A 20,962-nucleotide genomic window follows, 5' to 3' on the forward strand; every position below is an offset into this window, starting at 1 on the left:
CGTATGGAATTCGTCACCTTGTGACAAAACTCTCATGCTCAGAGACAAAACCAGACTCAAGCAAAGAATAAGGCCAATACATCACTCGCCGTTTCGCCAAATACTTCTCTTCGCACCAAGCTCGTTACACCAATTGGTAGGTTTTTAAAAACACCAACCCAATCGTACAGGTGATGGTTGAAAGTACCGTGGTCAAGGCAATAATGTTTGCCGCTAATGTCGCATTTCCTCCCATCGAGCGCGCCATCACATAACTTGCTGCGGCGACAGGCGAAGCATTCATGAAAAAGAGAATGCCCAGTTCTATCCCGCGAAATCCGAGCAGATATGCAGCGCTGGTCACAAGCACTGGCGCAAAAACCAGTTTGTAGCTGCTGGCAAACCAAGTGGGGCGACTTTCATTTTTGAGCAAACTGAAATTAAGTGAGCCACCCGTACACAAAAGCGCCAAAGGTAGTGTCATCTTAGACAGATAGTTACCGGCATCTATCGCTACTTGTGGAACGGGGATAGACAACAAGTAAAATGCGACACCAGAGAGGATCGCGATGATCAGCGGATTTTTGGTTAGGGTTTTAAACACCACTTTGAGCGCTTTGTCACCGCTGTTTTTACCTTTCGGCGACAAACAGATCACGGCTTGAACGTTGTAGATAAAAGTGGTCACCGCAACATAGATCGCAGCCAGCGCGACACCCTGAGAGCCATAGGCGTTGGCCACATAAGCGATACCAATAATGCCCGTATTGGCGCGAAAACCACCTTGAATCACCACGCCTTGATCAGGAGAGGATTTAAACAACAGTTTGACGGAGATGAAGGTAAAAACAAAAAAAACGATGTTGGCAACAATGCCAAAATTGACAAAATGACTGGCGGCGGAAAAGTCGTGTTCGGCGCTGACCAGACTGAGAAACAGCATGGTGGGCAAAGTGACTTGGAACACCAGTTTGGAACCGACTTCGATAAAAGGCTCGTTGATCAATCCGATACGTTTAAAAAACACTCCCAGCAGCAACATCAGACAGATAGGGCCTGTGACCGACAAGGAAAACTGCAACTGAGCTAAAAGTGATTCCATCAAGCATCCCGCTGGCAAGTAAGTTTGAAGTGACTGATTGTTGTCTCAGCGCAACCTTTCGTCCAGTTATTTTACTGTTTTTGCATTGTTTACCATACATCCTAAGCCTTATGGTTCGAACGATTTACCGGCCGTACCTTTCTCGCAAGCGCCGTTTTTCCGCAGAGTTTTGCAATAAAAGCTTAAGCAAAATGAGCAATAAACCTAAGCAAAATGGATACCGCAGCCAATCTCAAGTACAATGCTCCACATCCAATTTGCGCAAAGCATTTCTTTTTATGTGAACCGCAAGGTGTCACTTAAAAATCGATAAAGTTAAGGATTAAAATTCCCAATGGTGAACAACTCAATTCAATGGTTTCCTGGGCATATGCACAAAGCCCGCAAAGAGATCGAAGAAGCCATTCCACAAGTCGACGTGATTATTGAAGTGCTTGATGCACGTATTCCTTTTAGCAGTGAAAATCCGCTTATTTCTAAAATTCGCGGTGACAAACCTGTGGTTAAGGTCCTGAACAAGCGCGATTTGGCCGACCCAGAACTGACTCAGTTGTGGATCGAACATCTTGAAAAAGAACAAAACGTGAAAGCGATGGCGATCACCACCTCTCAAACGCAGGAAGTGCACAAGATCATGGAGCTGTGCCGCAAGCTGGCCCCGCATCGAGAAGAGATTGGCAAAAACATTCGTACCATGATTATGGGCATCCCGAACGTTGGCAAATCAACCATCATCAACACGCTGGCTGGACGTGCCATCGCTCAAACAGGTAACCAGCCTGCCGTAACTCGCCGTCAGCAACGTATCAATCTGCAAAACGGCATTGTGCTCTCTGATACTCCCGGGATCTTATGGCCTAAAGTTGAAAACCCGCACAGCGGCTTTCGCCTTGCAGCGACGGGCGCGGTTAAAGATACCGCTATGGAGTATGAAGAAGTGGCTTTTTACACCGTCGAGTATCTCGCCAAACACTATCCACAAAAACTCAAAGATCGCTATCAGATAGAGGAACTTCCAGAATCTGATGTCGAGCTGATGGAAGAGATTGGCCGCAATCGTGGTGCATTGCGCTCTGGTGGCCGAGTGGACCTACATAAAGCCAGTGAGATCCTACTGCATGAGCTGCGTAGTGGCACTTTAGGGCAGATAACGCTTGAAAGACCAGAGATGATCACTCAAGAACTGATTGAAGTTGAAATCGAAGCCGCACGCCGCGAAGAAGAAAAAGCCAAGCAAAAAGAGGAGCGTAGAAAACGCTACCTCAAAAACAAACGCTGAACCAAAAAAGTTTGTTCTAACCATTATCGCTTCATTTCCTCAGGGACGTATTTAACGTCCCTTTTTTATTGCTTTTATAACCAATCTCTAAGAATTCTATTTAGGTTATACCCCCTAAGGGTAGATAAAAATTAAAAGTATCAAATAGGCAGCAACTATATTTGCTACTTCTCACAAAAATATAATTATTCTCCAATGACATTCGTTGAATATTGATCGATAAATTACTCGTCAGCTGGCGCTTGTCTGTGTATTTTTATAGAGAATAAAATTATGAATAACATGTTTCCTAAACAATTACCTGAATTTATAACAAATCGATTATTATTTCAGGTAGAAGACCTGATTCATAGTAACAAGAGCAAAACACATTTAGTCATGGGTAAAAGCCCAGAAAGTGATTCGATAATCATGCAGAGCAATGATTATTTATCAATTGCCAATCATCCAGAAATCAAACAGGTTCATACTGATGCAATAAATAAATGCGATGCTAGTGTTGTCATGTCGGCTATATTTTTGCAAAGCGAAAAGAGCAAACCCAATTTTGAAAAGCAGCTCGCCAGCTATACCGAGATGTCATCTTGTCTACTGTCGCAATCAGGCTGGGCAGCCAATATTGGTCTTTTGCAGACTATTTGTGCCCCCACAACCCCTGTCTACATTGACTTCTTTACCCATATGTCACTTTGGGAAGGAGCGCGTATCGCAGATGCGGCCATCCATCCCTTTATGCATAACAACCTCAATCACCTGATTAAACAGGTTGAACGCTACGGTGCTGGGATCATCATCGTTGATTCTGTCTACAGCACAATTGGCACTGTCGCACCGCTCAAGGAGCTGTGTGACATCGCAGAAAGATATGGATGCGCCATTATCGTCGATGAGTCTCACTCGTTGGGAACGCACGGTCCACAAGGTGCGGGATTAGTCAAAGAGCTAGAACTGACTAGTAAAGTTGACTTTATTACTGTCAGCCTAGCCAAGTCGTTTGCTTATCGGGCCGGGGCGATTCTTGGCCACGAGCTCATCTCACAAACTCTGCCGTTTGTTGCCTACCCGGCGATATTCAGCTCTACTTTGCTGCCATATGAAATCGACAGATTAGAGAAAACACTGGAAATTGTTCGGGGAAGTGATGAAAGAAGAGCCCAAGTCGGACGCTTGGCAAGACAGCTTCGTCTAGGGCTCAAGCAGATCGGTTTTCAAGTTCGCAGCCAATCTCAAATTGTCGCCATTGAAACGGCCGATGAGCGGAACACCGAGCATGTGCGAGACTATTTAGAGGACAACGGTATTTTTGGCTCAGTATTTTGTCGTCCAGCAACAGGAAAAAATAAGAATATCATCCGATTTTCTATTAACGCATCACTTAGCGAACAAGATATAGAAAAAACAATAGAAGTGTGCCGCTCGGCTTATCAATCTGGACAATTTACCTTTGTCTAGAAATTACGCTCAATAAAGAAGAGCCCTATGGGCTCTTCTTATATCCAGTGCGATATTTTATCTAGTAACTTATTTTTATCGGCGGGTTTAACTAAATAATCAGACATACCTGACTGATTAATTCTCTCCAGTGTCACAGGAGTGCTGTCACCAGTATGAGCAATAATTGGGACATGGGCATATTTTTGATTTGACTGACGGATCTGAATTGACGCTTCTATACCATCTAATATCGGCATTTCAATATCCATCAAAATGAGATCAACATGATGTTTATCTAATGCCTGAATCGCTTCCTGACCATCTTCTCTTTGAATCACTTCAAAACCCTGTTTCTCCAATAGCAATGAGGTGAACTTGCGCAGCGAATCATTATCGTCAACCACCATAATCACCCGCTTGCCATCGTCGGATTTTCTGACCGGAGCGGGCATGTAAGCATCAAAGTTCGCGTCAAACATGAGTCTGTCGATAATCTGTGCCGTATTGAGTAACCAAGATTGCGTTTCCACCCACAATAGCGGTAATGTACTTTGGTTGCGGCGATTGACTATCGCATCCTGATACAAGTAAACAATGCGTGCTTCGGTAAAATGTAATAAAGATTCTAGCCTATCTAACTGGCTGTTTTTTAAGTCGACCGAACTCAAATCAAGAAAAATAAGATCATATTCAAATTCATATTCGGCCATTAAGCACGCTTGCTCGGCCGTTTTTATCGTGAGAGCGAAACCACTTGAGCGGGCTGATTCCACCATTTTTTTACACAAGAGCTCTTGCTCACTGATAAAAAAGACCGACTTGAGTTTCATCAGCTCATATTTTATTTCACCAACTACTTTAGATTTCACCAACGGAAACGTCAGCGTAAACTCCGTCCAGTGCCCTTGCTCCGATTGACAAGCGATAGTGCCACCAAATGATCGCATCACCTTTTTACAAAATGGCAATCCTAAACCATAGTTACCGCTTTTTCCTGTGGTATAGAAGTCCTTGAAAATATGTTCCATCGACGCTGGCGCAATTCCCTGCCCGTTGTCTCGCACGGTAATCATGTTCTCTGTTTCATCGCGACTTATCGTAATATCAATGGTGAACACATCGGGATTGCGATAGTTAAACGCATTTTTAACAAGGTTATAGATGACGTACTTCAGTAACGTGTGGCTACCGAAAAATTCAAACTGCCCTTCCTCGTGGTAACGAATGCACTGCCTGTCTGCGGCTTTTTTATAACTAAAGCTCTCAATGGCATTTTTTACTACCTCATTGGCCGAATGCCGCTTAAAGGTTGAGCGAGAGACACGATTTTCATCAATCGAAGTCAAAAGCAGATCAATCGTCTCATTGCCCGAATGGATAATCTTCATTGCTTCTTCACTCACTTCTCGTAGTAAAGCGACGTCTTTGGCACTTAACGCGTAGCTGCTGCGTTTCTCAACTTTATCGTTGGGAAGCACTGATTGGATCACATCGATAGAAGCAACCAAGCCGCTCAACGGATTGCGCATTTCATGGGCGATTCCGGCACCAAACGCTTTGGCGATCGAAATCCGTGATTCATGTTCAACTTGATTGCGAAAATAGAATAAGTTGCCAAACAGATAGATAAAGAGAAATATCGGCACATGACGCCAGTCGACGGAAATCACCAGATGGAAGTCATTGCACACATACGCCGCAAGCACCGCCATGCCAACGCCGATAAATGTTTGACTAAACATCACCTTAGTCATATGGACTAACAGGATGTGTAAGAAAATCGCCGCCATAAAAGACATGACCCAAACGTTCGACCATTCATTCATCAACAGCATAAAAAAGAAGAAAAAAGGCAAACAGGTCGTTATCACTATCAAATAGACGATGGGCATACGCGTGCGGATCGGCATGGGTAAGCGCTCTCGCAAAACCAGCAGCAAGAATAAAGCTGAACAAAGTAGCCTGAGCGGAAGATTCTCGTAAGACTGAGGAAAAAGATGCGTCCAAACCCAGTAGTAGGTCGGAAAGCCGAGAAACCCCATCCAGCCGACAAGCGTCAAATTAGGGTTAGCGTATTGATAAACCTTGCGAATCGATTCCATGTCACTACTAGCCAATAGTGGTTAATGTCATAGATTGCGTTAGTGCAATCTTGCATAAGCCTTGTTATTTATAGGTATTTTTCAGGTAATCACCCCGATTACTGGTTAGTATATATCCTTATGAGATATGGTAAACAAAGAAAAGCTGCAAAACGCAGCTAAGTGCAAGATTTTTCTGATTATACAAAATGACATATTGAACAAAAAGAAAGGCCGCGTTTATTGCGGCCTGTTCATTTATCATTTATGGGAGCTTGTCGCTCAGCTAAAAATCACTGCGGCTAATAACCCAGCGGAGAGCTTTTCTGCCGACGGCCAAGTGATTACCTGCTCAATCATCTCGGTACCATCGGAGGCATGTCGCTTTCTACACTCAGTCAGTGTGCCACCAATGCTTTGATAAAACTCGATCGCATCTCGATTGCTGACATTCACTTCCAGATAAAGCCCGCGTTCTGGAAAATAGTGCTGCTGCCAGTTAGCAACTTCTTGTAGTAATTTCTTACCGATCCCACGTCGCTGAAAATCACCATCCACATGCAGAGAATCGATAAAGGTCCCGAGTTCGAAGTCATGGTTGCCAAAAACACAAGCAAAACCCAACAGAAGTCCCCCCTCTTCGGCCAAAATGACGTGTTGGCCAAAAGGCGGATTAGTCAAACGAGTTTGCCACAGGGCCAGTTTTTCCGTTTGTACATCGTTTTGCAGGTAACGTCTGCTGAGAATCTTGCTGTAATGTCGCTTTAAGCTATCCGCATGCAGATAAGCGACCCTTTCATAATCCACATATTCTGCCGTTTTAAATTCCATTTAACAGTCCGTCCGTCTATTAGAAATCCTTTTATAGAGTATTAATACTACATCCTCTTACCAACAAAGCAAAACATGTCGTTCACATTATTTATCAATTAATTTGACTTACACGTGTACGCTGATAATCTAGCGAACAATTGTTAGCTCAAAAATGAGGTGTCCTGTGGAGACGCAAAAACCACCACTCATCTGGTTGAATATCTTTATTTTCAGCTTTTCACTCTTGTTAGCATTGGTAGCGACTCCTTGGTATGCCTGGGAGCATGGACTGACGCTCTGGCATGTACTTTGGTTTTTTGTTGCTTTTAGCTTCACCAACCTTTCGATTACTGCAGGCTATCACCGACTATGGAGTCATAAGACTTATGAAGCACATTCGCTGCTTCGAGTATTTTTCGCCATAGGTGGCGCCTTTTCGCTGCAAAACAGCATTTTACATTGGTCATCCGATCACCGACGCCATCATCGTCATGTCGATGATTTCGAGAAAGATCCCTACTCTGCATCACGCGGATTCTGGTTTTCACATATTGGCTGGATGCTACGTCACTACAACCAAGAGAGTTATTCTGACTACACTAACTGCCGTGATTTACAAAAAGATCCCATCGTGATGTGGCAACATCGCTACTACGTGCCTTTAGCCATAGCCACCAACTTAGGTATTCCTTTGTTACTTGGTGCCCTTCATCAAGACTATGTCGGCATGTTACTCGTGGTTGGCGCACTGCGTTTAGTCTTGAGTCATCACAGTACATTTTTCATTAACTCACTCGCCCACATTTGGGGCTCGCAGCCGTTTACCGATAAAAATAGCGCTCGGGATAATGGGATACTCGCCATCTTCACCTTCGGCGAGGGTTATCATAACTTCCACCATATTTTTGAGAACGATTATCGCAATGGCATCTATTGGTGGCAGTACGATCCGACTAAATGGCTGATCAAAAGTTGTTCTTGGATTGGATTGACGAAAAAACTGCGCGTAACTCCGCAACTGAAAATCGATAGCGCAAAAGCGGCACAAATTTTTAAAAAGGCCAAAATGAAGTTGGAACAACGGGCAGAAGCAGCTTCATTGCATGACCAATTGCAGAGGGAATTTGATAGCTTAACCGCGCTCATGAAGGAGTATTACGAAGCGAAGAAACAGTTACTTGAAAGTAAGCGCCAGAATGCGGCGCAAAAGTATGAAAACGCACTACTCACCATTCGTTATAAGCAGCTTAAAGCCGAGCTCGCTGAACGTTATCGCTTATGGAATCAATTCGTCGAAGCGTACGCATAACCTTTAGTATATAAAGAATCAGGGCTCCGTTTGGAGCCCTGGTTTTGTCGACAAGCCGCATTAAATCTTCAGGACGTATTTGTCCATCATTGCCACCATCCGGCCAATCTCTGGTTTAGTGATAGTGTCATTCGCCCCTAAAGCCAACGCTTTTGCGCGGTTGTCTTCACTCATCAATGAAGAGAACATGACAATCGGCATCGAATTGTACTCTGCCGTCTCCCGCAGACGCTTCACCAAGTGCATGCCATCCATACGAGGCATTTCTACGTCGGTTACCACCGCATCAATCAACTCGCTGACAGGCAATCCTTCCTCTTTCGCTACTTGGATAAGGCTCATTAACTTCTCAAACGCTTCGCCGCCATCTTTACAAGCAATGATGTTGTAGCCTGCAGAGCTGAGCGTATCTTGGATCAGTGAACGAATAAACGCTGAGTCATCAACCACCATGACCGTTTTCGCATTGCGCTTAGAGACCATACGCTGGTTGAGATCGACTGAGCGATCCACCTTAACATCGTATTTTTCCATGCTCAGTTCAGGGTTGATGTCGGCGATGATCTTCTCGAAATCTAAGATCATGATGAGGTTGCCATCTTTACGCACGACAGCGACGACACAATCTTGCTCACCAGCTTCCAAAAACTGGCTGGGCGATTCGACGTCGTTCCATGAAATACGGTGGATACGGCTGATGCTATCGATCAGAAAGCCGTTAGTCATCTTGTTAAAATCAGTTACGATCACAAACTTGCGCGCCATATCTTGGCGGGTTGGCACACCCAACCATCCTGCAAGATCCACCAGCGGAGTTAATACATCTCGCGAGGAGAAAACGCCAATCATGTGAGGCTGGGCATTCGGATAGTCCGTTGTTTCCGGCACCTGAATCACTTCACGCACCTTAGCGACGTTAATCCCGTAGTAGCAGGTTTTCGTCCTGCCGTCAGGTAACGTTTTCTCTAAGTGAAATTCAATGATCTCAAGTTCATTGGTCCCACTTTCTGTCAAAATTGTACTACTTGGATGGCTCATGTCTTTACATACTTCAGGTAGTGAAAGCGCCGCAAACATTGCGTCGTCTTTATTATTTATTAGTTTATTTTTAACTGCTTAGACCCTATTTGTAAATCGGCAAACTTCCTAGCAGTTCAAATAATTCGCTAAAAGTGCCGTAAGCGCAGTGCTTTCCAGGGCAAGCACCACTCTACCATCAATAATAGTCACTGTTTGCCGAGTTTGTAGAAGTTTTGCAATTAAACCACACAAAAAGCAACAGATTGCACTGCATTTTGATGAGCAGCAATTCTGACGAGTAACAAAAATAAGGAGAGATAAAATAACAAAGTCCGGTCCAAGCAAAACGCTCGAAACCGGACCATCGCTCTTTTGAGATTTACCTTAGCATGCTATTCGATGTGCACGTACTTGCGCTTAAACTCGGAAGCCGACGCAAAAACGATAATCGACAATAGGGTAATCAAAGCTCCTACACTGTAAATTAACTGTTCATGGACTAGCAATTGGTAACCACTTACCAAGGATATTAACAGCACTACCAACAAATTCAGTCTATGCACCCAAGGATGCTTGACTGAAAAAACCGCGTATTTTGCACCAATCATCTCTTCTCATTCTTTATTAGATTAATAACTAACAGCTCAATAAGACCACACTATTTGTAAAGATACAATTAATTACTGAGCTTTTTGGGCAAAAAATCACACATCTCACCCTTGTATAAAGCGTCCTTTATATCATGAACATAAGAATAATTTATAGACCGATTAGCAATAGCGAGTGAACAAAAATGAGCTAAATTACAAACAACTTATTGAATAGCTTTAAATTCAATATGTTCCGCTTGCCACCAGCTCATTCAGTACGAGATCGCACACTGTTTCTCTCAACCAGTGTAGGTTCCAATTGGACAACTTGCACTTCCTGAGTCTGCTTTTTGATCTTCTTCAGTAGCGTTTCTACCGCCGCTTTGCCTAAACGGTATTTAGGTTGATGGATGGTGGTCAGTGATGGGGTCATAAACTTGGCAATGTGGATATCGTCATAACCTACAATGGAAAGCGACTGAGGAATCGCGATCCCCAACTCATTGGCCGCATTAATCACCCCCATTGCCATCATGTCATTGCAGACGAAAATGGCACTGGGTAATGAGCCTGATGCATGCATTTTTTTGAACGCTTGATAACCGCCTTCGCACTCAAAATCCGCTTCAATGATCCAGTTGGCATTGAAGGTTAAGCTCGCCTCATTCAGAGCACGCTTATAGCCTTCATAACGCATCTGTGCTTGATGCTTAATCAGTGGTCCAGTAATGCAGCCTATTTGTGTGTGTCCGGAATCAATAAGATGCTTGGCTGCTAAATAGCCGCCACGTAAAGAGTTGTCTTGAATCTTGTCACTTTGGAACAGCATGGGGCCCCAGTCCATCACCACGACAGGGATGTCAGGATACTGTTCAAACGCATCTAACCTTTCCCCTTCGAGCGAGGAGCACATCAAGATCAATCCATCGACTCGCTTTTGTAATAGCGTATTAATAGAAGACTTCATGCGCTCGTTATCGCCTTCAGTGTTGCAAAGAATCAAGTTGTAACCTTGGAGGAAACAGCTGCGCTCTACTCCCTTAACCACCTCACCAAAAAAGGGATTAGTTGAAGTCGTTACAAGCATGCCAAGCGTGTTGGTGCGATTGACTTTTAGGCTACGAGCGAGTGCTGAGGGCGCGAAATAGTGGAGCTCTTTGGCGGCGTTATTGACTCGCTCAGCAATCTCTTCGCTGACAAATCGGGTTTTGTTAATAACATGGCTAACCGTTGAGGTAGAAACCCCGGCAAGTCGGGCGATATCTTTCATGGTTGCCATGTCGTTCTCCTTGATATACGGCTAGAGGTGCTCTGCGAGAAAGGCGTCAACTTCTTTACGGGTTGGGATGGAAGTTTGCGCACCAAAACGGGTGACGGAAATGGCCGCCGCAGCGTGAGCAAATTTGATGGCTGATTCTAATGGCATATCTTCCAATAAACCAGTGACCAAGGCCCCATTAAAAGTATCTCCGGCTGCGGTTGTGTCAACAGCATCCACTTTGAACCCCGCAATCAGCTGGCCTCGACCATTTTCGCTCAGCCAAACACCTTTTGCTCCGAGAGTAATCAACACCATTTCTACCCCTTTGGCGTGTAACTTGTTGGCCGCTAGCTGCGCACTCTCATCATCCGTGACCGTGATACCAGTCAGCAGCTCAGCTTCGGTTTCATTCGGGGTAATCATCGCCACGCATGCTAGCAGTTCATCCGATAACATTCTGGCGGGCGCTGGGTTTAAAATCACATTGGTTTTTGCTGCTTTTGCCACACTTGCCGCGCGTTCAATGCCACAAATGGGCGTTTCCAGTTGCATCAACAAAAAGCGCGCCGCGCGGATCCTGTCCAAATCTGATTCTATCGCTTGTGCGCTTAACTTCGCGTTTGCTTCTGCGGAGATACAAATGCTGTTTTCACCACTGTCGGCCACTTGGATCATGGCAATGCCCGTTGGACAATTCGGCTGCATTTTCACGCCGACAGTGTTGATGCCATCCATTTTGAAACTTTCGCGAATATTGATACCAAAAGCATCATCCCCAACACAGGCAATAAAGCCTGTATCTGCGCCCAAGCGAGCCGCGGCGACGGCCTGATTGGCTCCTTTTCCACCCGGGATCACTTGATAATTGCGCCCATGTAAGGTTTCGCCTGGACGTGGAAAAGAAGGCACTTGAAGGACATGGTCAGCGTTAACACTGCCTAATACCACTAACTTATTCATAGGGAATCCTCAGCTCTGATGAGCTTACTTTTGAATGTAACCGATGGGTTTGCGCTCTTGAGAAAAACGCACAACCATCGTCAGGCAAATGCCTAAAAAATCTGGCTCCCAGCCTGAGCCATCAAATGCCGGGAACCAGAGGTTTAAACTTACTTAGTCACGACTTTGAGTGGTACAGGAATGTACTCTTCGACTTCACCACCTTTAAGGACTTTGTCGGCCGTTTCGATGCCCAATGCACCAATCAGATCAGGTTGCTGGGCAATAGTCGCAGCCAACTTGCCACGATTCACCGCCGCAATACCGTCTTCTGTGCCATCAAAGCCGACGATCACAACCTGTTTTCCAGATGCTTGTACTGCGCGCAGTGCGCCTAGCGCCATCTCATCGTTTTGCGCGAAAACCGCTTGCACATCAGGATTGGCTGCCAGCAGGTTTTCCATTACGTTCAACCCTTTGGTGCGGTCAAAATCGGCGGGCTGACTGGCAAGCACTTGCATGCCACTCTCTTTCACCGCGTTCATAAAACCTTCGCCACGCTCACGAGCAGCGGAAGTACCAGCGATGCCTTCAAGCTGAATGACTTTGGCTTTTTCACCCACTTTCTCAATGATGTAGCTACCCGCCATTTCACCGCCGATCACGTTATCAGAGGCGATGTGGCTGACGACTTCACCACGGCTCGCACCGCGATCGAGTGTCAACACAGGGATCTTCGCCTGATTAGCCATGCGAATAGCGTTAGAGACGGCATCCGAATCCGTCGGGTTGATCAAAATAGCTTTCACACCACGAATAGTCAGGTCTTCCACATTAGAAAGCTCTTTGCTTGGGTCGTTTTGCGAATCGAGTACGATCAAATCGTAACCCAGTTCTTTCGCTTTACTTTCTGCGCCGTCTTTCATAGTGACAAAGAACGGATTGTTCAGCGTTGAAAGTACGATTGCCATCGTATCTTGCGCCTGTGCAGCAACAGAAACCGTGGAGCTCAGCAGCGCAGCAGAAATTAAAGTGGCCAGTTTGTTCATGTTATTGTCCTTATTGTTGTGTAGGGGGAGCAGAATGGTCCTTCCGCTCGTTGGTTACTTATTCTTGTTGTCCACCATGACGGCTAGCAGAATCACCGCTGCTTTTGCAATCATCTGGTAGTAAGAGGAAACATCCAATAGATTCAGTGCGTTATTCAAGAATCCGATGATCAATGCGCCAATCAAGGTGCCCATGATGCGCCCTTTGCCGCCCATTAAGCTGGTTCCGCCGAGCACCACGGCCGCAATCGCATCCAACTCGTACCCCATACCAGCAGTGGGCTGTGCGGACGAGAGACGCGATGTGACGATGATGCCAGCCAGCGCCGCCAACAGACCACAGATGGCGTACACACCAATCTTGACGCGATCAACATTGATACCAGAGAGGCGAGTTGCCGATTCATTGCCCCCCAAGGCGTAGACATAGCGACCAAAACGGGTGTGATTGAGCAGATACCAAGCCGCGGCAAACACCACCACCATTAACCAGACTGGCACCGGAATGCCTAGCGCATAGCCGGTACCGAACCAAGCAAACGCATCAGAAGAATCACTAAAGCCGGTTGAAATGGGACGACCATCGGTATAAACCATAGTCACACCGCGCAGCAGCGTCATGGTTACCAGCGTGGCGATAAATGCCTGTACTTTGCCTTTGGCGATGATGATGCCGCTGATCGCGCCCAACGCAGCACCAGCAACCAAGGCGGTGGGGACAGCAATAAGCACCGGTACTTCCATTGCGACCAAACTGGCCGCAAAAGCGCCACACAACGCCAACACCGAGCCGACACTCAAATCGATCCCAGCGGTGAGAATCACCAGCGTCATGCCCACCGCAATAATCGCGTTAACGGATGTCTGGCGCAGAATGTTCAAAATGTTGTCGAGGGTGAAAAAGTTTGGATTCAAAAATGAGACAACAACGATCAAAAATAGCAATGCAATCAGTGATTTCTGTTCAATCAACCACTCTTTACTCAGCAGTTTTTTGCCGCCTGTATTGCTCGGCTTACTCATGGTTTTACTGTTCATGCTGCTTCCTCAGATAGCGTTTTACCGACTGCACACGCCATCAGCTTTTCCTGATTCGCGTCTTTTGCATCAAATTCTCCGGTGATGCGCCCTTCGTGCATGACTAAGATGCGATCACTCATACCAAGCACCTCAGGCATTTCCGACGACACCAAAATGATGCTCATCCCCTCGGCTTTAAACTTATTGATTAATTGATAAATCTCTTTTTTTGCCCCGACATCTACACCACGTGTCGGCTCATCGAGGATCAGCACTTTAGGCCGCGTCATCAGCCCTTTGGCAATCGCCACTTTTTGCTGGTTACCACCCGATAAATTGCCAATAATTTGTTCGCGGCTTGGCGTTTTGATATTGAACAGCTGGATAAAGTCATCCACCGCTGTCATTTCATCGCCATGCTGGATTTGCATCCCTTTGCTCAGTTTATCCAGCGCGCAGAGTGTCATATTCTCTTTCACCGACAGCCCTAATACCAAGCCATCGCCTTTGCGATCCTCGGAAATGTAGGCGATGCCGTTGGCTAAGCCATCTTGCGGGCTCACCGGATTAATGGTTTTCTGGTCAAGGTTTATCACTCCGCGCTCACTCGGTAGCGCACCGTAAATCACCTTCATCAGTTCGGTGCGCCCTGCGCCCATCAAACCGGAAATGCCGAGGATCTCGCCACGTTTTAGGCTAAAGCTGACATCATGCACACCAGATCCAGTGAGTCCCGCCACTTGCAAACAGGTCTCGCCATGCTTGACGTCAATGCGTGGGTACTGCTCTTCTAGCTTGCGGCCAACCATCATCTCGATCAGCCCCTCTTCATCCGTCTCCGCTACAGCACATTGAGCAATGAATTTTCCGTCGCGCAGCACGGTAATGTCGTCGCAGATCTCGAAGATCTCTTTGAGACGGTGAGAGATATAGACGATGCCACAGCCTTGATCGCGCAGTTCGTTGATCACGCCAAACAAGGCTTGCGTTTCCGTGTCCGTCAAAGCGTCGGTTGGCTCATCCATGATGATGACACGCGACTCAAACGAGAGCGCTTTGGCGATTTCCACCATCTGCTGCTCGCCCAAACTCAGTTCACCGAGTAGCGTTTTCGCGCTGTGCTTCACTTTCAAGCGGGTCAGTAATTTATCCGCCATCTGGTACATTTTGGCCCAGTCAATGCGACCAAATTTGGTGGTTATTTCACGGCCAAGAAAGATGTTTTCCGCGATAGTCAATTGCGGGATCAGATTCAATTCTTGGTGAATAATGCTGATACCCGCTTGCTGGGAATCTCGCGGACCTTTAAATGTGGTTTCACGGCCTTGATAGACGATGCTGCCAGCGTCTTTGTGGTAAATCCCCGTCAGCACTTTCATTAAGGTGGACTTGCCCGCGCCATTTTCCCCCATCAGCGCCATCACTCGGCCGGGATAGACATTGAGTGACGCTTTATCCAACGCTTTGACACCCGGAAATGCTTTCTCAATGTTGTTCAGCTGCAGTATCGTCTCGCTCATACTTTTCCCTCACGTTCTCGCCGCCTAAAAAACCACACCGGCCTGAAAAATAACGTTGGCATAAGGCGTACATTCACCTGTTCTCACCACCGCTTTGCTTTGCTGAGTACGTTGCTTAAACTCTTGATGAGACACATAGGAAGTGGCGATGCTCTTGCCAGTGCGTTCTTGCTCTTGCTGCAATTGAACGAGCAGCGCCTGATGAAGCTCTGGGCTAACTTGGGCAAATTCCTCCGCCATCACCACCCCTTCAATCTGCGATTCTGACAAGAAAACGCCAACCGTTTCTATAAAACTGGGGACGCCATGGGTCAGCGCCAAATCAATGCGCGTCACTTGATCGGGAATGGGTAAACCCGCATCACAAATGGTGATCTCATCGGTGTGTCCCAAAGTGGCCACCAGATAAGAGAGGTCAGAGTTTATCAGGGTACTTTTTTTCATTGTGCGTCTCTCGGTACGTTGGAAAAATCCGAGTCATCCTCGTCGGAAAATCATCATCGAAACGTTTCGATGAGATAGTATATCGCGCGGTATAATTTGCTATTACTCCCCGTTCAATCTGTGATAGCGATCTTGCAAAGACCAGCTCGTGGTAAAAAAACAGCGCAATCGATCACAAATAAATTTCGACAAAATTCACGAAAGCAGTATTCTATGTCGAGCAAATTGTTAACAAATGCTCTTTCTGGTCACGTTTTGTTTCAGGAAATCTTCGCCCTATGAACCTTGCATTGCTTTCTGCTTTTATCCCAACTTTCTTCTTTGTCTCGATTACGCCCGGCATGTGCATGACGCTGGCGCTGAGCTTGGGCATGAGTATTGGCTACAAACGCACTTTATGGATGATGATCGGTGAGCTCGCCGGAGTGGCGTTGGTTTCGGTATCGGCGGTGATTGGTATTGCGGCTATCATGCTCAACTACCCGATGCTGTTTGTCAGTTTCAAGGTGTTAGGCGCGCTCTATTTGATCTACCTTGGCGTACAGATGTGGCGCTCAAAAGGCAAGTTAGCATTATCAGGCGATGGCAGCCCCGTCATGGTCGGTGGTAACTGGAATTTGGTGATGCAAGGCTTTATCACCGCCATTGCGAACCCCAAAGGTTGGGCGTTTATGATTTCGCTGTTGCCGCCTTTTATCGATCAATCGGCGCCACTCACCCCACAACTAATGCTGTTAGTCGGCATTATTCTTATCTCAGAGTTTGTCTGCATGACGCTCTACGCCACCGGCGGTAAGGGGCTAAAACGCATTCTTGGCAAGTCACAAAATGTGCGGACGCTCAACCGAATTGCAGGCAGCTTGATGGTCGGCGTCGGCATCTGGTTGTTTTTTAGCTAAGGAACCATTAGCGCTTTCTGAACACCCAGATTGGCCCTATGAGGAGAAACTGCAAGTCTTCAAAAAAGGACGGCTTTTTACCTTCAATTTTATGGCCGATGAACTGCAACAGCCACAAGCAGACAAACAGCGCTAGGGCGATAGTAAAAACAGGCAGTTGCAAAAGTGCTAAGCTCCAAGCCAGCGCGATGCAAGACAAGGTATAACCGAGCATCAGCAAGAAGACGCTCAGTGAAAGGCGAAAATAAAATACCCACACCGGTAAGGCCGCGAGCCAGACCCAATTGAGTGTCATGCCAGACAAAGTAATGGGGGGAATGGACCAGATCAGCGCCACCACAGAGAAAAAAATCCCCGGCACTGCGATGGTATGGATACGCTGATTGATCGGGTGTTGATGGCTTTGCCCGTAAGCGTCAAGCCACTGAGTCAATGTACGCATCGCTTCCCTTCCTGATTGTACTAAAGTGGCCGCTGTGATTTGGGCAGTTTGGCCACCACTAAGTCGTAAGAGCGCTGACACAAATCTTCGATCAAGCCATCCTCGACGTCACCAGCAAAATAGACCGTGATCCAGTGGCGCTTATTCGTATGGTAACCCGGTGTGATGGCGCTAAATTGTGCACAAAGCACTTCGCCATCTTCAGGTTTGGCTTTGAGCGTGACGTACTCTTTTCCCTCGCGCGTGGCCAAAATAGCAAACATTTTCTCTTTGACCTTATAAACCAGAGCGTCCGGACCAAAAGGGAAATCACTTTGCGCACAGTTGAAGGTGTCTAGGTATTGCTGTAACTCGTTGATCGTCATCACTCTCTCCACCAAGGGAATCCGTTGCATCATAAGATGCCACTGATTAATGATAAGTTAAGCATTAGAAATAGCGTGTTGTGAAGCCGCACATAAAAAAAGAGCACTCACGGCTCTTTTGGTTTTTCTCGTTACCATTTTTTCATTAGGCGGCCGACCAAACTTGGGTGGTAACTCCAGCAGTGGTCAAACATCGACATCAACTCAGGGTTGCCATATTTGGACAAGCTTACCGCGTGAAAACGGTTTTGTTGCAACTTAAGCTGCTCGACCTTCGCCAACATCTCTTCCGACTGTCTCGGTGCGATAAAATCAGACAGCACCACCAGATCCGCGTTACGATACTTTTCACCGCTCATCAGCTCAATCGATTTAAGCAACACGGGCTCAAACGCGGTGCCGCCATGAAAGGTATAAGTGAGGAAGTCCGCCGCCTCACGCAAGCCATCTTGGCGAGTCAGCTCATAGGTGATCTGCTCGGTGGAGAATAAGATCACATAACAGTCGCGCTCTTCTGCCAATGCAATCTGCATCAGCGCATACGCCATCGCTTTTGCGCTTTGTTCTGGAAAACCACTCATCGAACCCGATGCGTCTACACAAATGACAAACGGCCCTTTTTCGATTTCAACTTGCTGATTATCTGGTTTATGCGCTTTTACTTTACGCAGGGTGCGCGATTTGCCTTTGACTCGATAGTTCATTAAACGTTTATCGGCCAAATGCTTGTAAAACACCACTTCCAGCTCCGGATAGGCGAGAAACATGGTTTCATTCGGCAGCAGTTTATTGAGATCATCACTCTCGTGAATGCCGACAATGTCATCGGTGGCTTCATCACTTTTTTCTTCCACCATCTGCAGCTCTTCCGCTGGTGTGCGGTAGAGCTCCGGATCATCCACCTCATTCGCCATGCGGCCAAGCTGCTCGGCTATCTCTTGCAAACCTTTGTTCTTTTTAAGAAATTCAGCGTAACGTTTCATCACGGAAACGTCCGTTTTGCTCAGCTTAGCTGCCGCCATATCCCACAAGCGACCCACACTACCTTCATCTCCACCGTCGGTCACTTTGTCCATGCTTTTCATGGTTTCCATGCGCTGATACATGTCGGCGAGCATTTTCTCTTTGTTCGCTTCCAGCTCAGTAAGCTGCGCTTGTTTGACCGCGTCGCTTAAACTCTGATACCACTGATCACAGAAGTAGTGTGGAAACATAGGGTTAAACACCCCTTTGTTTTTTTCCAGCAGCCTACGCGCCTGCATATAAAACGCGGAATGCCACTCCAGTTTTTTCACGACCTCATCGATCTGCTCGAAAAACTCACGTTCACTGAGATGAATGACGCTTTGATAGAGCGACAACTCTTGCTGGAAGCGCTCCGTTTCGCACACTTTGGTAATACGACGCTTGACGCTACCGCGCCATTTAAGCAGATGGTTTTTTACCGAGGATTTGACACCTTGGTTTTCCGCCATCACCATGAGTTGCGAACGGGCCATTAAATCATTCACCGCAGACTCAACAATGCCTGAGTCTGCAATCATTAACGCGAGGTTAAGGCTATCGGCTCCCAGCATGGCGGCTCCTTACGAAAAGTACTCGTTGAGATGCTTAATGCGGAACATGGTTTTCTCACTCTCGCTCTTGGTGGTTTCCAGCGTGTGATTTACCTGTTGCAGCGTTGCTTCCATTAAACGAGGCAGTTCCGGATCAATGAAGTTGTGCGGCAAGGCACCATGAAAATCGCTGCGCGCTTTACGTAAGTGGTGTTCAGCCTCCGTGAGTTTGCTAAAAGCGTTGTCACATTTTTCTACCCATTTTTGGTAGTGTTCTTGGTTAAGCCCCTCTTTCGTCACCAAACTGACCAGCACCGCGCGGTTGGCAATATCACGTACGACTAAGTTGTTCGAGGCATCAAGGTCGAACTTAAGGCGACACAAATTGGTATTTTGATTAACAAAACCATAGAGGTCGCCATGACCTTCTTTGATCAAGCGATCCAACTCATCTTTTTGCACATACACCCAGCGACTATCGCCTCGTTCAGATTCAGAGACTGACATGTTGCTTTGTAGTAGCACCAGTTTGACCAAATTGCGCGTTGGCCCAACGCTGTAAAGGCGCGCTTCTGAAGTATCAAAATGGTGTACTTCTTTCCCTTTACGCAAAAGACCCGCCGAGGATTCCATCGACAATACAATACCGTACTGCTCTTCCAGCTCCTGCTGAATATCCGCCAGCTCTTCGCGACAATGGTCGATTTGGTGCTGTACGTTCTTTTGGTCAAACGCATAGTTAAGGGCAAATTCCTGGATAACAGAAGTGACCACGTCACGAGAGTCAGGACTGTTCCACAAGCAGTCTTGCAGTAACAGCAGATCCAGCGGATTGATCTCGTCACGACCATTGAAAAAGGCACTCGCTTTGAGAAGGCGCACCGCCTTTTTCCAACGACGGTCAGAGACATAGAGATCCATGTCAGCCGCATCGTAGCCTTGAGATTCCACTTTCTCTTCCAGCATCGATTTGAGCTGATAGAGCTTTTCAAACACTTTATCGTTGAGTTTGAGTGACTCGAGCGCCTGCTGCCAGTAATGATATTCTTCATCGGTGATCGCCAAACCCTCAGGAATGCGCGCCTCTTCTGGCGTACCGACCGTCAGCATCGATTTGAAATTTTGCTTGTTCTGGATTCGATTGACGAAGACACGCACCAACATACGGTCGTACAAGGCTTCTAGGCCACTGTCCTCATCCGGTAATTCGTTAGACGCAGAAATCAGCAGACGCATCGGTACACGCTCGATATCGCTGCCATTTTTAAAGGTCTTTTCATTGACGACGGTAAGAAGCGTGTTGAGAATCGCTGGCCCTGCTTTCCAGATTTCATCCAAAAACACCACTTGCGCCGTCGGCAGATAGCCTTGAGTTAAGCGCACATAACGGCCATTGTCTTTCAGTTCTTGAATGCTCAGCGGACCAAACACTTCTTCTGGCGTGGAAAAACGCGTCATCAGGTATTCAAAATAGCTGCTGTTGTCAAATGCTTGGATAAGGCGCTTTGCAATCAAGCTCTTAGCAATACCCGGAGGGCCAAGAAGAAACACGCTTTCACCAGCCAAAGCGGCCAACAAACAGAGTTTGATGGTGTATTCACGTTCATAGACGCCATCGGCCAGCGCTAAAGAGAGTTTGTTAATTCTTTCGGAAAGTAACGCTTTGTCTGCGTTTGACGCAAAAGAGGGGCGAATCATTACGTTACTCCTGATTCAGATCGATTCGATTACACGTACTTTTATACATTTGTTATCACTTTGTTACAAGTGTATTTTGTGCGGAGAAGCCCTTATAGCAGAAGTCGCTTTCGCTTGACAACGGGTAAACAAAGATTGCATTTATGGGGCGCAAATCACTGA

General features: G+C 46.6%; 18 protein-coding genes. 4 read left to right on the top strand and 14 right to left on the bottom strand.

What is annotated here, in order from left to right:
* Positions 1–124: 124 nt before the first annotated feature.
* Positions 125–1,081, bottom strand: coding sequence for an AEC family transporter (locus EA26_RS11715; protein ID WP_039427664.1), 957 nt, complete (start codon positions 1,079–1,081; stop codon positions 125–127).
* A 334-nt stretch (positions 1,082–1,415) separates the two neighbouring features.
* On the opposite strand from EA26_RS11715, the gene ylqF reads away from it, so the two are divergent.
* Together ylqF and cqsA are read left to right on the top strand one after the other, a co-directional pair.
* Complete coding sequence (ylqF, locus tag EA26_RS11720; protein WP_039427666.1) at positions 1,416–2,360, top strand: ribosome biogenesis GTPase YlqF; 945 nt, start codon at positions 1,416–1,418, stop codon at positions 2,358–2,360.
* A 273-nt stretch (positions 2,361–2,633) separates the two neighbouring features.
* Entirely contained in the window at positions 2,634–3,812 is a 1,179-nt protein-coding gene (gene cqsA / locus EA26_RS11725) for an alpha-hydroxyketone-type quorum-sensing autoinducer synthase (protein ID WP_039427668.1), read from the top strand.
* A gap of 38 nt (positions 3,813–3,850) precedes the next feature.
* Here cqsA and EA26_RS11730 read toward each other — a convergent pair whose 3' ends face one another.
* Both EA26_RS11730 and EA26_RS11735 read right to left on the bottom strand, forming a co-directional pair.
* A complete protein-coding gene (locus tag EA26_RS11730; RefSeq protein WP_039427670.1) occupies positions 3,851–5,896 on the bottom strand; it encodes a hybrid sensor histidine kinase/response regulator in 2,046 nt (681 codons plus the stop codon).
* A 261-nt stretch (positions 5,897–6,157) separates the two neighbouring features.
* Positions 6,158–6,706, bottom strand: coding sequence for a GNAT family N-acetyltransferase (locus EA26_RS11735; RefSeq protein ID WP_039427671.1), 549 nt, complete (start codon positions 6,704–6,706; stop codon positions 6,158–6,160).
* Between the two features lie 154 nt (positions 6,707–6,860).
* On the opposite strand from EA26_RS11735, the gene EA26_RS11740 reads away from it, so the two are divergent.
* Positions 6,861–7,997, top strand: a complete 1,137-nt coding sequence (locus EA26_RS11740) for a fatty acid desaturase (RefSeq protein WP_039427674.1) — start codon at positions 6,861–6,863, stop codon at positions 7,995–7,997.
* Positions 7,998–8,057: 60 nt separating this feature from the next.
* On the opposite strand, the gene EA26_RS11745 is transcribed toward EA26_RS11740, so the two are convergent.
* From EA26_RS11745 to rbsD, 7 genes are all read right to left on the bottom strand, one after another.
* Complete coding sequence (locus EA26_RS11745; RefSeq protein ID WP_039429056.1) at positions 8,058–9,035, bottom strand: chemotaxis protein; 978 nt, start codon at positions 9,033–9,035, stop codon at positions 8,058–8,060.
* Positions 9,036–9,875: 840 nt separating this feature from the next.
* Positions 9,876–10,886, bottom strand: coding sequence for a substrate-binding domain-containing protein (locus EA26_RS11755; RefSeq protein WP_039427677.1), 1,011 nt, complete (start codon positions 10,884–10,886; stop codon positions 9,876–9,878).
* A gap of 21 nt (positions 10,887–10,907) precedes the next feature.
* A complete protein-coding gene (gene rbsK, locus EA26_RS11760; RefSeq protein ID WP_039427678.1) occupies positions 10,908–11,828 on the bottom strand; it encodes a ribokinase in 921 nt (306 codons plus the stop codon).
* Positions 11,829–11,977: 149 nt separating this feature from the next.
* Complete coding sequence (rbsB, locus tag EA26_RS11765) at positions 11,978–12,856, bottom strand: ribose ABC transporter substrate-binding protein RbsB (protein ID WP_039427680.1); 879 nt, start codon at positions 12,854–12,856, stop codon at positions 11,978–11,980.
* 54 nt (positions 12,857–12,910) lie between these two features.
* Entirely contained in the window at positions 12,911–13,894 is a 984-nt protein-coding gene (gene rbsC / locus EA26_RS11770) for a ribose ABC transporter permease (RefSeq protein ID WP_039427682.1), read from the bottom strand.
* Positions 13,891–15,396, bottom strand: a complete 1,506-nt coding sequence (gene rbsA / locus EA26_RS11775) for a ribose ABC transporter ATP-binding protein RbsA (protein WP_039427685.1) — start codon at positions 15,394–15,396, stop codon at positions 13,891–13,893. Before rbsA ends, rbsC begins: the two co-directional genes overlap by 4 nt.
* 24 nt (positions 15,397–15,420) lie before the next feature.
* Positions 15,421–15,840, bottom strand: a complete 420-nt coding sequence (rbsD, locus tag EA26_RS11780; RefSeq protein WP_039427687.1) for a D-ribose pyranase — start codon at positions 15,838–15,840, stop codon at positions 15,421–15,423.
* A gap of 278 nt (positions 15,841–16,118) precedes the next feature.
* On the opposite strand from rbsD, the gene EA26_RS11785 reads away from it, so the two are divergent.
* Positions 16,119–16,739, top strand: a complete 621-nt coding sequence (locus EA26_RS11785; protein WP_039427689.1) for a LysE family translocator — start codon at positions 16,119–16,121, stop codon at positions 16,737–16,739.
* Between the two features lie 7 nt (positions 16,740–16,746).
* On the opposite strand, the gene EA26_RS11790 is transcribed toward EA26_RS11785, so the two are convergent.
* The 4 genes from EA26_RS11790 to EA26_RS11805 all read right to left on the bottom strand — a co-directional run bounded on the left by EA26_RS11790 (position 16,747) and on the right by EA26_RS11805 (position 20,800).
* Positions 16,747–17,181, bottom strand: a complete 435-nt coding sequence (locus EA26_RS11790) for an Mpo1 family 2-hydroxy fatty acid dioxygenase (protein WP_039427690.1) — start codon at positions 17,179–17,181, stop codon at positions 16,747–16,749.
* Between the two features lie 20 nt (positions 17,182–17,201).
* Complete coding sequence (locus tag EA26_RS11795; RefSeq protein WP_045572140.1) at positions 17,202–17,546, bottom strand: MmcQ/YjbR family DNA-binding protein; 345 nt, start codon at positions 17,544–17,546, stop codon at positions 17,202–17,204.
* Between the two features lie 131 nt (positions 17,547–17,677).
* On the bottom strand, positions 17,678–19,123 hold the full coding sequence (gene viaA / locus EA26_RS11800; protein WP_039427692.1) for an ATPase RavA stimulator ViaA: 1,446 nt from the start codon (positions 19,121–19,123) through the stop codon (positions 17,678–17,680).
* A gap of 9 nt (positions 19,124–19,132) precedes the next feature.
* On the bottom strand, positions 19,133–20,800 hold the full coding sequence (locus tag EA26_RS11805) for an ATPase RavA domain-containing protein (RefSeq protein ID WP_039427693.1): 1,668 nt from the start codon (positions 20,798–20,800) through the stop codon (positions 19,133–19,135).
* Positions 20,801–20,962 lie beyond the last annotated feature (162 nt).

This window comes from Vibrio navarrensis (assembly GCF_000764325.1).
Taxonomy (GTDB): domain Bacteria; phylum Pseudomonadota; class Gammaproteobacteria; order Enterobacterales; family Vibrionaceae; genus Vibrio; species Vibrio navarrensis.